Genomic DNA, 13,339 nt, shown 5'->3' on the forward strand with positions numbered 1-13,339 from the left:
TAGCCATTCTCTTTGACTTGCGAAAAGCCATCAAATTGTTCAAAATGAAAGCTAGTCATCCGAAATGGGAATAACTAATGGACGATCTGGACAATCGCCTGCTGAGCGCTTTGCACCGTGATGCGCGTGCCTCTCTGTCTGAACTGGCCGAGACGTTGGGCGTGACCCGCACAACGGTGCGCAGCCGGTTGCAGCGCCTCAAGCAATCGGGCGAGATCGTAGGGTTTACTGTTCTCACCCGGCGTGACGTGGCGCAAAGTCCGGTGCGCGGGTTAATGATGCTGGAAATCGAAGGGCGCGGAACCGAACGCACCATGTCGCGAATTGCCGCCATGCCACAGGTGCGCGCGGTGCATTCGACCAATGGAAGCTGGGATCTGATTGCCGAGATCGGAACCGACACGTTGGCCGAGTTGGACGCAATCCTGTTCCAGATCCGCCGGATGGAGGGGATCACCCGGTCCGAGACCAATCTGTTGCTGTCCACGCGGAAAGGCCGGGTGTAACCCCTTCTGACGCTTTGCGCTTTTGCGAAACTATGCGAAGGTCCCCCTGCGCGGCTGTTGCGCGCCAATGACGATTGTCACGCCTTTGAGCAGAGGGATGGAATGACCACGCAGGACACTGAGCAAGAGCTCTGGGCTGTACGCTGGGCCGAGAAGATTACCGGCTTTCTGGAAAAGCCGCTGGTACGGATCGCGGTTCCGATTCTGGTGACGTTGATCGCACTGGTTGTTCTGCATGAACTATCTGCCCACGTGAAATGGGGGGATGTTCAGACCGATGTGGCGAACACATCGTGGAAGCTGATGTTCTTCGCTCTGTGTTGGACGGCGTTCAGCTTTCTCGCGTTGTCGATGTATGATGTTCTGGCGGTGCAAAGCGTGGCGGATGGTGAGGTGCCGTTGCCTGTTGCGGGCATGGCAGGGGCCTGCGGCTATGCCGTCTCGAATTGTCTTGGTTTTTCATACATTACCGGGACGGCGATCCGGTATCGCATCTATGCATCGCTGGGGCTGGACCTCAGCCGGGTTGCGGGTGTCATTGCGACGTCGTGGATTGCGTTCTGGTCGGGCATGGTGCTGCTGCTGGGCGCACTGCTGACCATGCACCCGGACGGGATTTCGAAAATCCTGCCGATCAGCCCAACGCTAGAGACCGTGATCGGCGTGACGCTTCTGATCGCACTGGCTGTTCTGCTCTTTTGGCTGGCCAAAGGTGGGCGCAGGCTGGCTTATGGAGGGCTGGGCTTCAACCTGCCCGGAGGTCGGTTGGCCGGGCTTCTGACCGTAGCGGCCATCTGCGATCTGTTCGGGGCGTCGATGACTCTCTACGTTCTGATGCCGGATGATCTGGGCGTTGGTTTCCCGTTCTTCTTTGCGATCTATATCGGCGCGATTGCGGTTGGAATACTGAGCCATGCGCCGGGGGGTATTGGCGCCTTTGAGGCGACGCTGATCGCTGGTTTGGGCGCCTCAGGGCGCTCGGACGTGATTGCGGCATTGTTGCTTTATCGTTTGGTCTATACGTTCTTGCCTTTTGCCATCGCCGCTGTCTCGATCGCTGTGGTCTCGGGGATCAGTCATCGACGTCACATCACGGGTGCGGCCACATGGGTGTACCGCCTGATGCGCCCCATCGTGCCTATGGTTGCCGCAGGCGTGGCCGCCGTGGCCGGAGCGATATTGCTGCTGTCCGGTGCGCTGCCTGCAAGCAGTCAGAAACTGGGCGTTCTGCGGGATGTGCTGCCCTTGTCCTTTGTCGAGGCTTCGCATCTGGCGGGCAGCGCTATCGGAGTTCTGTTGCTGTTGGTATCGCGCGGGCTGTTTCGCAAGCTCTACCGCGCTTGGATCGTGGCCATGCTGTTGATGGTGGCGGGGTTTGTTGCCTCGCTGACCAAGGGGCTGGACACGCATGAGGCGATTGGTATGGTCGCGGCCATCGCGTTGCTGGCCACGTTCAAGGACGCGTTTTATCGGGTTAGCGGCGCGTCGATCTTTCGCCTGAACATCCCATGGCTGATCAGCGTTTTTGCCCTGCTGGCCGTAATCTTCTGGATCGGCCTGTTCGCTTATTCTCATGTGGAATACCAAAACGCCCTATGGTGGGAGTTTGCGTGGAACGGTGACGCCTCGCGGTTCCTACGCTCCAGCCTTGTGGTGGCAGTGATCCTTGGGGTGGTGGCTGTGACGTCTTTGTTCGGGCGTGAAATTCCTGTGCCGGAACGAACCGATATCCCCCCTGTGGTCGAACGGTTGGTGATGGAGAGCGAGGATACCGAATCCCAGATTTCCCTGACCGGGGACAAGCAGTTCCTAATCGCCCCCGACGACAGTGCCTTTCTGGCCTATGCCGATACCGGCAACGCGCTGATCACCAAGGGAGAGCCTGTAGGCGATGAAAAAGCCGGGCAGCAACTGATCTGGCAATTGCGCGAGATGGCGGATCGCGAAGGCAAGCTGTGCGCATTCTACAGTGTCTCGACCAAATACCTGCCGACCTTTCTGGACCTCGGCCTGTCGATCCTGAAAATAGGCGAGGTCGCGCGGGTGCCGCTGAAAGACTTCTCGCTGGACGGCAAGTCGCGCAAGCGGTTCCGGCAGGCCAAGAACCGGGCTGAGCGCGAAGGCTATGTGTTCGAGATCATCCCGAAAGAGGACTTGGCCCCATACCTGCCAGAACTGCGTCAGGTTTCAGACGACTGGCTGGCGCAGAAAGCGGGCGAGGAAAAGGGTTTTGCCCTCGGTGGGTTTGACGATGCCTACCTGTCCTATTTCGACCACGCGGTGCTGCGCGACAAGGAAGGGGGGCGGATCGTGGCCTTTGCCAACCTGTTCCAGGGCGGTCAAAAATCCGAGCTATCGCTGGACCTGATGCGCTATGAACCCGATAGCCCCAGCTTTGTCATGGACGCGCTGTTTGCCGAGATGATGTCATGGGGCTCTGAGCAGGGCTTCCAGTGGTTCTCACTGGGTGCAGCGCCATTTTCGGGGATCGAGAACCGGCAACTGGCCTCGATCTGGAACCGGATCGGAGGGTTCGTTTATGAGCATGGCGAGCAGTTCTATAACTTCGAAGGCCTGCGCAGTTTCAAACAGAAGTTTGACCCGGAATGGAGCCCGAACTATCTGGCCAGCCCTGGTGGTCTGGCTGCACCGCGTATTTTATACGAGGTGAATATCCTGATCTCGGGCGGGTTGCGGGGCCTCACCAAATAGGCGCTAATTCAGGCTGGCTTGTTGCGGTGTCTCCCGCAGCAAGTCACCCCAATCGGTGCGATAGGCCATCTCGGCCAGAACGGTTTCGGGTAGAAATTCCTGATTTTGCCGAATCTGCCAGCCGCCACCCAGCCCTTTATAGACCGCCACCAGATTGCTGGACACCTGCTGACGCGCTTCGATCAGGTTTGCCTGGGAATTCAGCAGCGCGGTCTGCGTGTTCAGGATGCGGGCATAATCCGCGATCCCGTCCCGGTATTGATCCACCGCAATCTCTGCCGCGCGGCGCGAGGCTGCGACGCTGTTTTCATAGAACCCCACCTGTTTGCGCGATTGGGTATAGGCGACCATGGCGCTTTCAACCTCGGAATAGGCGGTCAGGACGGTGTTCTGATAATTCGCGATCAACGCTTGATAGGCGGCGTCCTGCGCGCGGACATTGTTCTTGATCCGGCCGTAGTTCAGCACGTTCCACACCACGCCCGCATTGGCCAGACCCGTGGAGCTGGCCGAGGTGAACAGGTCGCGCCCACCGGACGCCTGCACGCCGATCGAACCCGACAGGATGAACTGCGGATACAGATCTGCCATGGCGATCCCCACCTGCGCAGATTGCGTGGCAGCGGCCAGTTCCGCTGCGCGCACGTCGGGACGGCGGCGCAGCAGTTCGGCCGGAACACCTACGGCGACGTTCGACCGGGCAGAGGGGATACGCCCGGAATTGCCCAACAAGCTGGTCATGCGCGAAGGTGTCGTGCCCAGCAGAACCGCCAGCGCATTCTTGGTCTGTTGCAAGTCGCTTTCCAGCGCGGGCACCAGTGCTTTAGTGTTGTTCAGAAGGGCGGTGGATTCCTGCACATCCAGTTCGGTCGTGACGCCATTGTTGAACCGCAACTGAGTCAGGTCCGCCGATTCCTGTTGCAGCCGGATGTTTCCCCGCGCAACCGCCAGCGATTCCTGCAAGGCGCGGATATTGACATAGAGCGCGGCAACATCGCCCGTCAGCGTCACCAGCGCGTCGTCGTAATTGGCCACCTGCAACGCCAGATTGGACCGCGCCGCCTGCACGCCGCGTCGTTGCTGGCCCCAGACATCCAGTTCCCACTGCGCGTCAAACCCGGCTTGCGATGTCGAAAATTCGGTGTCCAACGGGATGATCTCGCGGATATCTGCGATTGGGCCCAGGTTCTCACTGACTTGCCGCCGCTCGATCGAGGCGCCGATGGCTTGTGATTGCGGGTACAACTCGCCAAACGCGATGCCCAACTGCGCACGGGCTTGTAATACGCGAGCCCCGGCAATCTGCAGGTCGAGGTTCTGGGCATAGGCTTCGTTAATCAGCCTGTTGAGGGTGGGGTCATTGAATGTCTCCCACCATTTGACCACGGGCGCGCTGCGCGAGGTCAAACCGCTGGGTCCTGCACTGGGGCTGTTGACCTCGATCCATTCCTTCACGACCGGTGAGTTCGGGCGCACGAAATCCGGCCCTACCGGTGCGCATCCGGCCAACAGGGCGGCACATAGAACGGTGCCCATCAGTTGGCGGGTCAGGCGGGTTCGTTTCATGCGCTATGTCCTCAGATATCCAGCGGGCGGATGAAGTTCGCAAATGAGTAGAGGCGAATGTTGATGCGCCGCAGAAATTCAAAGCTTTTGCCCTGACCGGTATAGATTGCGACCGCCGCGTGACCGCCTGCGGGGAAGGTGTGACCATCCGGAATATCGACTGAGATTTGCACCGCAATGCGGCCCGGCAGTTTAGGCAGCTCAAAGCCGGGTAGGCGGCCCGAGGGCAGGTATTGCCCCTGACGGGTGGCCCACCAGATCGCTTCGACCTTGCCGGTGAGGATTTCCCCGGGATAAAGGTCCAACGCGACCTCAACCTCTTGCCCCGGCTCGACGAATTTTAAGTTCTGCTGGCGGTAAGTCGCCAGAATATAAGGGTTGTCGGTGGTGACAAAGCTGGCAATTGCCCCCAGACGCAGGTCACCGACGACAAGCCCGGGTCGGGCCTGCTGTGAAACGATCATGCCATCTTCGGGCGCGTAGATCGTGGTGTTGTCCAGATAATACTGCGCCTTGTCCAACTGTGCCTGCGCCTGAAGGATACCTGTATTCACCCCGTCGATCTGCGATGCCTGTGCCAATTCGGCCTTTTCCAGATTGGCTTGTGCCTCTTTGATCTTGGCCTCATCCTCGGTGACTTGTTCGTTCCAGCGATCCAGCTCATCCTGGCGCGCCCCGCCTGCGGGAACGAGGTTCTGATACCGCGTCTGCTGGGTCAAAGCGTATGCAAGCTGTGCATTGGCGCGCTCGACCGCTTCGCCTGCCGCGATGACATCCTGTTCAAGGATTTTCGCATTCTGCTGCGCGGCCACAAGCTGGGCCTTGGCTTCATCCACCTCAAGCGAAAAGACAGTGTCATCAAAACGATAAAGGGGGTCACCCTTTTTCACTTGCGTGTTCGGCTCGACCAGAACTTCGGTCAGCAGGGTGGGGCCGGTCAGACGCGGTACAATCTGGATGGTCGAACGCACCACATGGCTGTCGATGGAAAACGGCTGGAAGAAGCGCAGGGCGACCAGAAAGATCAACAGCAGATGCGCGCCGACCCAGAAGGACACGATCCCCCACGCAATGTTGAACTTCAGCCATTGCAGTTTGAAGAAAATGAGCCAAACGAAAATAAGATAAAAAAGCGTAATGCCGAGGGCGACAAACATCGTGTGGAGGGTCCTTTGGCCTTAGCTTTTCTGCGGCTCATCCGGGTCAAGCGGATCGCGGTATTCCTCATTCAAGGTACCACCCAACCGTTTGATCTCTTTGCGGATCGCGTCGCGTTCGTCGTCTGGCATCCGGCGGATATCGACTGTGGTTCCATCATGGAAGGCCCAGATGAAGGCATGCACCCAGGGCACGATGGCCAGAAAGCCCATCCAGCCCATGATCTTGACGGCCTCGGCATGCGGATGGTTGCGCTTGATCGCGATGCGACCGGGCAGCCCCATGATGAACAAAAACAACGCCATGACTGCGCCCAGCAGCAGGATCAACGCGACAAAAGTCAGATAATCGTAGTAGCCAAGGGGTTGGCCCAACAGTCCCATGCTCGTGCCTCCTTGTTGGAAGGTTGTCCTATCCTCAGACGTCGGCACGGGGTTCGTCAATTAAATTATCGGCTGCCGCCCCGTCAGGCGCACAGTTTGACCTTCGTATTCCATTCCGCGCATTTCTTGGCCAGGTCTTCTGCCAAAGGTTGATCGGTGTAAAACACATCGACATTGGTCAGCGAGGCGATCCGCGCGGGCGCGGTTCTTTGGAATTTCGAGTGGTCGGCGACCAGCAAGCTGTGTCGGGCTTGGGCAATGATCGTCTGGCTGACCTTAACCTCCTGAAAGTCGAAATCCAGCAAATCGCCCGCCGCATCCAGGGCCGAGCATCCAATCACTGCGTAGTCAAACTTGAATTGCTCGATCGTCGAGATCGTCAGATCCCCCACCAGCCCACCGTCCGAGCGGCGCAGCACGCCCCCGGCGACAACGATCTGGCAGTTTGGGTTTTCGACAAGGATATTGGCGACATTCATGTTGTTGGTCACCACCATCAGGTCTTTGTGGTTCAGCAGTTGACGCGCGACGGCCTCGGTCGAAGTGCCGATATTCATGAAGAGGGACGCACCGTCGGGTATGCCCTGCGCGCAGGCTTGTGCGATCTGAACCTTGGTGTCGGCGTTGAGCGCCCGGCGGTCTTCGTAGCCGATATTCGACACGCCCGAGCGCAAGACCGCACCTCCGTGAACGCGGTCCAGCTTTCCCATGTCCGCCAGTTCAGAAAGGTCGCGTCGGATGGTTTGTACAGTGACATCAAATCTTTGCGCCAGTTCTTCGACCATGACGCGGCCATCGTGTCGGGCAATCTCCAGAATGTCGGATTGGCGGAAGGACAGGGACATTTGAGACTCCGATAAGGGAATGTTCGATTTTATTCCTTTTCAACCTGTTTGCGGGATGTTTCGGTAAAACTGCAAGACCATTTTGCTAAAAGTTCCATTCTGATGCATAAAGCGAACAATAGCGAAAGTAAACATTGACGACTCGAGCGTGCATCTGGTTAATGACGTTGAATTTTCACGTCATGGGCATCTTGAGATATGACTCAGCAAAACCAGCAAGTGACCGACCTTTTCATTATCGGTGGAGGGATCAATGGCTGCGGTATCGCGCGGGATGCCGCTGGGCGCGGATTGTCGGTCATGCTGGCCGAAATGAACGATCTGGCTTCGGCTACATCCTCAGCCTCGACAAAGCTGTTTCACGGCGGGCTGCGTTATCTGGAGTATTTTGAGTTTCGACTGGTGCGCGAGGCTCTGATCGAACGCGAAACTCTGCTGCGGGCGATGCCGCATATCAGCTGGCCGATGCGGTTTGTGCTGCCTTATCACAAAGACATGCGGTTTGACTCTGAGACGCCGACCTCACGGCTGCTTGGCACTGTGATGCCGTGGATGAAGGGGCGCCGTCCGGCATGGCTGATCCGTCTGGGACTGTTTCTTTATGACCATCTGGGCGGGCGCAAAATCCTGCCGGGGACAAGCGCGTTGGACCTAAGCACAGCAACAGAGGGCGCTCCGTTACAGGATCGGTTCCAGACGGCTTATGAATATTCCGATTGCTGGATCGAGGATTCGCGGTTGGTTGTCTTGAACGCGCGAGATGCCGAGGCGCGGGGTGCGCAGATCATGACCCGGACCGAAGTTCTGTCGGCAAAACGCGTGGATGATCTCTGGGAGATCACGCTCAGCGACAAGCGGTCAGACGAGACCCGCACAGTGCGGGCAAAGATGCTGATCAATGCGGGTGGTCCCTGGGTCGGCGATATCATCCAGACTAAAATCCACATGAACTCACGCGAAGGGGTTCGTCTTGTGCGCGGTAGCCATATCGTAACGCCCCGGCTGTTCGACCACGAAAAATGCTACTTCTTTCAGGGTGAGGATGGCCGCATAATCTTTGCCATTCCTTACGAACGGGATTTCACGTTGATCGGCACCACCGATCAGGACCATGCTGACCCGTCTGAACCGCCTGTCTGCACTGAGGCTGAGCAGGATTATCTGTGCGCTTTCGCCTCGCGCTATTTCAAATCGCCGGTGACGCGGGATCAGATTGTCTGGACCTATTCGGGGGTGCGTCCGCTTTACGACGATGGGGCCAGCAGTGCCACAGCGGCCACGCGAGACTATACGCTGAAGGTAAACGCCGTAGGCGGGGCGCCAGTGTTAAATGTGTTTGGCGGCAAGATCACCACCTATCGGCGGCTGGCTGAGAGCGCGCTTGAGAAAGTGGCGGAACACTTCCCTGATCTTCCGGGGCCATGGACGGCGGGTGTGGCCTTGCCGGGCGGAGATTTCCCTGTGGATGGTGTGGAAAAACTGATCGGCCAAATTCAGGAAGAGTTTACGTTCCTTGATCACGGCTGGGCCGAGCGGCTTGTGCGCGCCTATGGTACCGAAATACGCAACTTATTGGGTGATGCGAAAACGACCAGTGATTTGGGCGAAGACTTCGGCGCGACACTGTTCGCGCGCGAGTTGGTCTGGCTGATGACCCGCGAATACGCCCGCACTGCCGAGGATGTTGTCTGGCGACGCAACAAGCTGGGGCTGAGGCTGACCCCCGAGCAGATCGCGCGCATTCAGGCGTGGATGGATCAAAAACTGGCTTGAACGACCTGTACACAGAAAAAAGCCCCGCTGGATAGGCGGGGCTTTTTGGTTCAGGCTGTTTCCTCGGATGGGCCGGGGTCGTTCTTGGTGCCCTTGATCCATTCTCGCAACCCCTGCATCAGGGCATAGAGAACCGGAACCAGAATGACACCGATCAGAGTCGCCGCCAGCATCCCGCCGAACACGGCCACACCGATGGCCTTCTGGCTGGCCGCACCGGCGCCATTGGCGGCTAACAGCGGCACAACACCAAGCAGGAAGGACAGCGCCGTCATCATCACCGCGCGGAAACGCTGATGCGCAGCTTCGGCAGCTGCTTCCTTAATCGACAGGCCGTTGGCGCGTTGCTCCATCGCAAATTCGACGATCAGAATGCCATTCTTTGACGCGAGCCCCACAAGCATGATCATCCCGATCTGTGTATAGAGGTTGATGTCACTACCGACGATAGCCACCGCCGCCACCGCCCCGAACAAGGCGACGATCACAGATAGCAGGATCGAGACTGGCAACGACCAACTCTCGTACTGACCCACAAGGAACAGATACCCGAACAAGATTGCCAGCCCCAGGATCACGATCACCAGACCGCCCGAAGCCAGCTGCTGCTGCGCTGTGCCGGTCCACTCAAACGCATAACCGGGGGGCAGGGCGTTGGCGGATTCCTCGGTCATGACAGTGATTGCATCGCCGCTGGACAAGCCGGGGGCAGGAACCGCCGTCACCGTGGCAGACCGGAACAGGTTGTGCCGTTTCAGCAAAACCGGACCCAGCACATTTTCCACGTCGATCAACGTTCCCAAAGGAACCATCTCGCCCTTGGTCGAGCGAACATAGAGGTTTGCGATGTCGTCGACTTTGGTCCGGTATGACCCTTCGGCCTGAATCATCACGCGGTAGACCCGGCCGAACAGGTTGAAGTCATTCACGTAATACGAACCCAACTGCGCCTGCATGGTCTGGAAAATCTCGGCCACCGAGACTTGCAGTGTTTTGGCCTTTTCCCGATCCAGATCGACAAACAACTGTGGAACATTGGCGCGGAAGGTTGTGTAGGCCTGTCCGATCTCAGGTCGTTGGTTCGCCGCATAGACGAACGAACCCACGGCCGAGGCCAGATCCTGAGGCGAGCCCCCTCCGGTTTGCTGTACCTCCATCTCGACACCCGCCGACATGCCCAGACCCTGAATGGGGGGTGGGTTGAACGCCACGATCGAGGCTGCAGATTCGCCGTTTGCAATTGCCAGAACTTTGCTCAGGATAGCGTCGGCGGTCAGGTCCGGCTCTTGCCGCTCTTCCCAGTTCTCAAGGTTCACAAAGATTGCGGCCCCGTTGGTCGTCGTGCCGTTCAGCAACGAGAACCCGTTGACTAGAACGGTACTGGCCACACCCGGAATTTCGCGGATCTTGTCGTCGACGCGGCTGGAGACGGTTTCGGTCCGCTCTAGTGTAGCAGCGTCGGGCAGTTGGATGTCCACGAATAGATATCCGTTATCCTCAAGCGGGATAAAGCCCTTGGATGTGGTGCCCATGATCGTACCGGTGCCCATCGCCAGAACGACGATGACACCTAAAGCCACCACCGGCAGGATCAGCATCTTGCGCACGATGGCGACGTAGCCGCTGCGCACGGTCCCGATGAAGTTTTCGAACATCGCCAGCAGCCCTTTTGGAGGACCGGACCGCGCCCGCAGCACCAGACCGCACAGGGCAGGGGACAGTGTCAGCGCGTTGATGGACGAAATCACAACAGCGGTCGAAATCGTCACTGCGAATTGTGAATAAAGTCTTCCTGAGATGCCCGGCATAAAGGTTACAGGCACGAAAACAGCCAGTAGAACCAGGGTGGTCGCGATCACCGGCCCGGTGATCTGGCCCATCGCCTTGCGGGTCGCCTCGGCGGGGGGGAGGCCTTCTTCGGCGATGATCCGTTCTACGTTCTCGACAACCACGATGGCGTCATCCACCACGATCCCGATGGCCAGCACCAGCGCGAACAGCGAGATCGTGTTCAGCGACATCCCAAAGGCCAGAAGGAATGCGAATGTCCCGATCAGCGAGACAGGGATGGCCACCGCTGGAATGATCGTTGCCCGCCAACTGCCCAGAAAGACAAACACCACTGAGATCACCAGAATGAAGGTCAGGATCAGGGTCGAGACCACGTCATTTAGCGATTGCTCAACGAAATCGGTGGTGTTGAAGGGCACTTGATATTCAACATCCGTCGGGAAGGATCGCGACAGGCGATCCAACTCGGCCTGAACGCGTTCAGACACGGCCAACGCGTTCGCGCCAGGAGCCTGGTAAATGCCGATGACGGTAGCAGGCACAGCCTGGAAATAGCCCGAGGCCGAATAGAACTGAGCGCCCAGCTCGACCCGTGCGATATCCTTGACCCGTACAATCGATCCTGCCTCACCAGTACGGATCACGATATCACCGAATTCATCGGCCGAGGTCAGTCGGCCCTTGGTCTTGATGGTGTACTGAAATGTTTGGCCCTCTGGCACAGGCGGAGACCCGATAGACCCTGCAGAGACCTCGATATTCTGTTCCCGGATGGCACTGATCACATCGCCCGGCGTGATCGACAAGGCGGCCATCTGATCAGGGTCCATCCAGATTCGCATTGCGTATTCCAGGTTGGTCAGAACATCAGCCTTACCAACGCCCTGAACCCGCGCCAGCGCGTCTTTCAGGTTGATCGACGCATAGTTCGACAGGAAGACACTGTCATATGTCCCATTGGGCGATGTCAGCGTGACCAAGAGCAGCATGTTGGTCGAAGCTTTTTGCGTGACGACACCCGAAGAGGTCACTTCGGTAGGCAGCGAAGACATCGCCTGTGCCACGCGGTTTTGCACGTTGACTGATGCGATGTCGGGGTCGGTTCCGACTTCAAACGTAATATTCAGCGAATAGGAACCGTTGTCGGACGAGGTCGACGTCATATAGATCATGTCGTCCACGCCGTTGACCTGCGCCTCGATCGGGGCGGCGACGGTGTTTTCGACTGTCTCGGCATTTGCACCGGTATAGGTGGTCGTAACACTGACCACGGGCGGGGTGATGTCGGGGAATTGCGCCACCGGCAGCACCATGTAACCGATGCCGCCCATGATGGTCAGCACCAGCGAAATGACAAGCGCCAGCTTGGGCCGGCTGATGAACAGGGCAGAGAACATCCGTTATTCTCCCGGCTGCTCAGAGGCGACAACCGCATCAACGGCAACACCCGGACGCACCCGTTGCAAACCCTCGACAATCACGCTTTCCCCTGCGCGCAGCCCATCCTTGACGATGATAGCGGTCTCAACCGTGTTGCCAGTGGTAATATAGCGCTGTTCGACCATTTGCTGATCATTCACGACCAGCACAAACTCGCCCCTCTGATCGCGCTGCAAAGCGGCTTGCGGGATCAACACCTCAGTCGTTGGTTTCAATGCCTCGATCTGCACGCTTAAGAATGCACCATCGACGATCAGACGCTTGGCGTTGTCGAATTGAGCCCGCATCCTGATCGCCCCGGTCAGCGGGTCTATTCGGTTGTCGACAAAGACGATTGTACCTTCCTCATCCAGTTCGGTCCCGTTGGGCAGGACAACTTTCACCACTGGGCTTTTATTGCTTTCCGCAAGCGAGGCGGCGTTTTCACCCACCGCTTGCAGAACCGACGTGAACTCCTTTTCGTTCAGCGAAAAATTCACATAGATCGGGGCTTCGCTGACTATATTCACCAGTGGTGGATTATTCGGCCCAACCACATCCCCGACACTTGTAGTAGCGCGACCGATACGTCCGTCGAAGGGAGCGTGGATTTCCGTATAGCTGAGATCAAGTTTGGCTTGTTTAATCGCGGCCTGCGCGGACTTGACCTCGGCTTCGGCCACCAGTTCATTGGCGCGGGCAATGTCGCGTTCAGATTCCGGGGTCGCGTCACGCTCGTACAATTCCTGCTTACGTGCGAGCTCCACCTTGGCCAGTTCCAGATTGGCCTGCGCCCGGTCCAGATCGGCATTTCTGGCATCCAGCGTGGCCTGATAGAGGTCAGGCTCGATGGTAAACAGCAGATCGCCTTCCTTAACCAACGCACCATCTTCCACGTTCTGACTGTCCAGAAACCCGCTGACCCGAGCGATGATATCCGCCTTATTCAGCGCCTCGGCCCGACCGATAAAGGTTGCTTCCTCGGTAATGTCCTGAGTGTACGCGGCCGCGATTGAAACCTTGGGCGGTTGCGCATCGCCAGTGTCTTGCGCTGTGCTGGGATCGGCAAGTGTAATCAAGCCCAACGCGGCAGCGCAACTGAGCGCTTTGAACGACCGGCCACTCTGCAAAGGTTTCAAAAAGTTTGGATCAAAGAACATGGCGAATGCCTCGTGATGGTCTAACA

9 protein-coding genes are annotated in these 13,339 nt (G+C 58.0%); 3 read left to right on the forward strand and 6 right to left on the reverse strand.

What is annotated here, in order from left to right; all coding sequences use genetic code 11:
- Positions 1-77: 77 nt before the first annotated feature.
- Complete coding sequence (locus tag ACR0DB_RS07430) at positions 78-506, forward strand: Lrp/AsnC family transcriptional regulator (RefSeq protein WP_170769501.1); 429 nt, start codon at positions 78-80, stop codon at positions 504-506.
- A 102-nt stretch (positions 507-608) separates the two neighbouring features.
- The gene (mprF, locus tag ACR0DB_RS07435) at positions 609-3,218 is read left to right on the forward strand and encodes a bifunctional lysylphosphatidylglycerol flippase/synthetase MprF (protein WP_480549832.1); all 2,610 of its coding nucleotides are present in this window, start codon (positions 609-611) and stop codon (positions 3,216-3,218) included.
- A gap of 3 nt (positions 3,219-3,221) precedes the next feature.
- Here mprF and ACR0DB_RS07440 read toward each other — a convergent pair whose 3' ends face one another.
- The 4 genes from ACR0DB_RS07440 to ACR0DB_RS07455 all read right to left on the reverse strand — a co-directional run bounded on the left by ACR0DB_RS07440 (position 3,222) and on the right by ACR0DB_RS07455 (position 7,170).
- A complete protein-coding gene (locus tag ACR0DB_RS07440; protein WP_480549834.1) occupies positions 3,222-4,784 on the reverse strand; it encodes an efflux transporter outer membrane subunit in 1,563 nt (520 codons plus the stop codon).
- A gap of 11 nt (positions 4,785-4,795) precedes the next feature.
- Positions 4,796-5,941 (reverse strand): HlyD family secretion protein, encoded by a 1,146-nt coding sequence (locus ACR0DB_RS07445; RefSeq protein ID WP_170784529.1) that lies wholly within the window; start codon positions 5,939-5,941, stop codon positions 4,796-4,798.
- 21 nt (positions 5,942-5,962) lie between these two features.
- A complete protein-coding gene (locus ACR0DB_RS07450) occupies positions 5,963-6,325 on the reverse strand; it encodes a DUF3302 domain-containing protein (RefSeq protein WP_170784531.1) in 363 nt (120 codons plus the stop codon).
- A gap of 83 nt (positions 6,326-6,408) precedes the next feature.
- A complete protein-coding gene (locus ACR0DB_RS07455) occupies positions 6,409-7,170 on the reverse strand; it encodes a DeoR/GlpR family DNA-binding transcription regulator (protein ID WP_480549836.1) in 762 nt (253 codons plus the stop codon).
- Positions 7,171-7,368: 198 nt separating this feature from the next.
- Here ACR0DB_RS07455 and glpD point away from each other — a divergent pair, with 198 nt between their 5' ends.
- Positions 7,369-8,943, forward strand: coding sequence for a glycerol-3-phosphate dehydrogenase (gene glpD / locus ACR0DB_RS07460; protein WP_480549838.1), 1,575 nt, complete (start codon positions 7,369-7,371; stop codon positions 8,941-8,943).
- A 50-nt stretch (positions 8,944-8,993) separates the two neighbouring features.
- Here the strand turns inward: glpD and ACR0DB_RS07465 are convergent, their stop codons facing one another.
- Together ACR0DB_RS07465 and ACR0DB_RS07470 are read right to left on the reverse strand one after the other, a co-directional pair.
- The gene (locus tag ACR0DB_RS07465) at positions 8,994-12,131 is read right to left on the reverse strand and encodes an efflux RND transporter permease subunit (protein ID WP_170769508.1); all 3,138 of its coding nucleotides are present in this window, start codon (positions 12,129-12,131) and stop codon (positions 8,994-8,996) included.
- A 3-nt stretch (positions 12,132-12,134) separates the two neighbouring features.
- Positions 12,135-13,313 carry an efflux RND transporter periplasmic adaptor subunit gene (locus ACR0DB_RS07470; protein ID WP_170769509.1) on the reverse strand — a complete coding sequence of 393 codons (1,179 nt, stop codon included), beginning with the start codon at positions 13,311-13,313 and terminating at the stop codon, positions 12,135-12,137.
- Between the last annotated feature and the right edge of the window lie 26 nt (positions 13,314-13,339).

The organism is Ruegeria sp. AB6, assembly GCF_056542685.1.

Bases quoted from the DNA above. Each gene is read 5' to 3' on its own strand.
- ACR0DB_RS07430 (WP_170769501.1), top strand. From the start codon at position 78: ATGGACGATCTGGACAATCGCCTGCTGAGCGCTTTGCACCGTGATGCG.
- mprF (WP_480549832.1), top strand. From the start codon at position 609: ATGACCACGCAGGACACTGAGCAAGAGCTCTGGGCTGTACGCTGGGCC.
- ACR0DB_RS07440 (WP_480549834.1), bottom strand. From the start codon at position 4,784: ATGAAACGAACCCGCCTGACCCGCCAACTGATGGGCACCGTTCTATGT.
- ACR0DB_RS07445 (WP_170784529.1), bottom strand. From the start codon at position 5,941: ATGTTTGTCGCCCTCGGCATTACGCTTTTTTATCTTATTTTCGTTTGG.
- ACR0DB_RS07450 (WP_170784531.1), bottom strand. From the start codon at position 6,325: ATGGGACTGTTGGGCCAACCCCTTGGCTACTACGATTATCTGACTTTT.
- ACR0DB_RS07455 (WP_480549836.1), bottom strand. From the start codon at position 7,170: ATGTCCCTGTCCTTCCGCCAATCCGACATTCTGGAGATTGCCCGACAC.
- glpD (WP_480549838.1), top strand. From the start codon at position 7,369: ATGACTCAGCAAAACCAGCAAGTGACCGACCTTTTCATTATCGGTGGA.
- ACR0DB_RS07465 (WP_170769508.1), bottom strand. From the start codon at position 12,131: ATGTTCTCTGCCCTGTTCATCAGCCGGCCCAAGCTGGCGCTTGTCATT.
- ACR0DB_RS07470 (WP_170769509.1), bottom strand. From the start codon at position 13,313: ATGTTCTTTGATCCAAACTTTTTGAAACCTTTGCAGAGTGGCCGGTCG.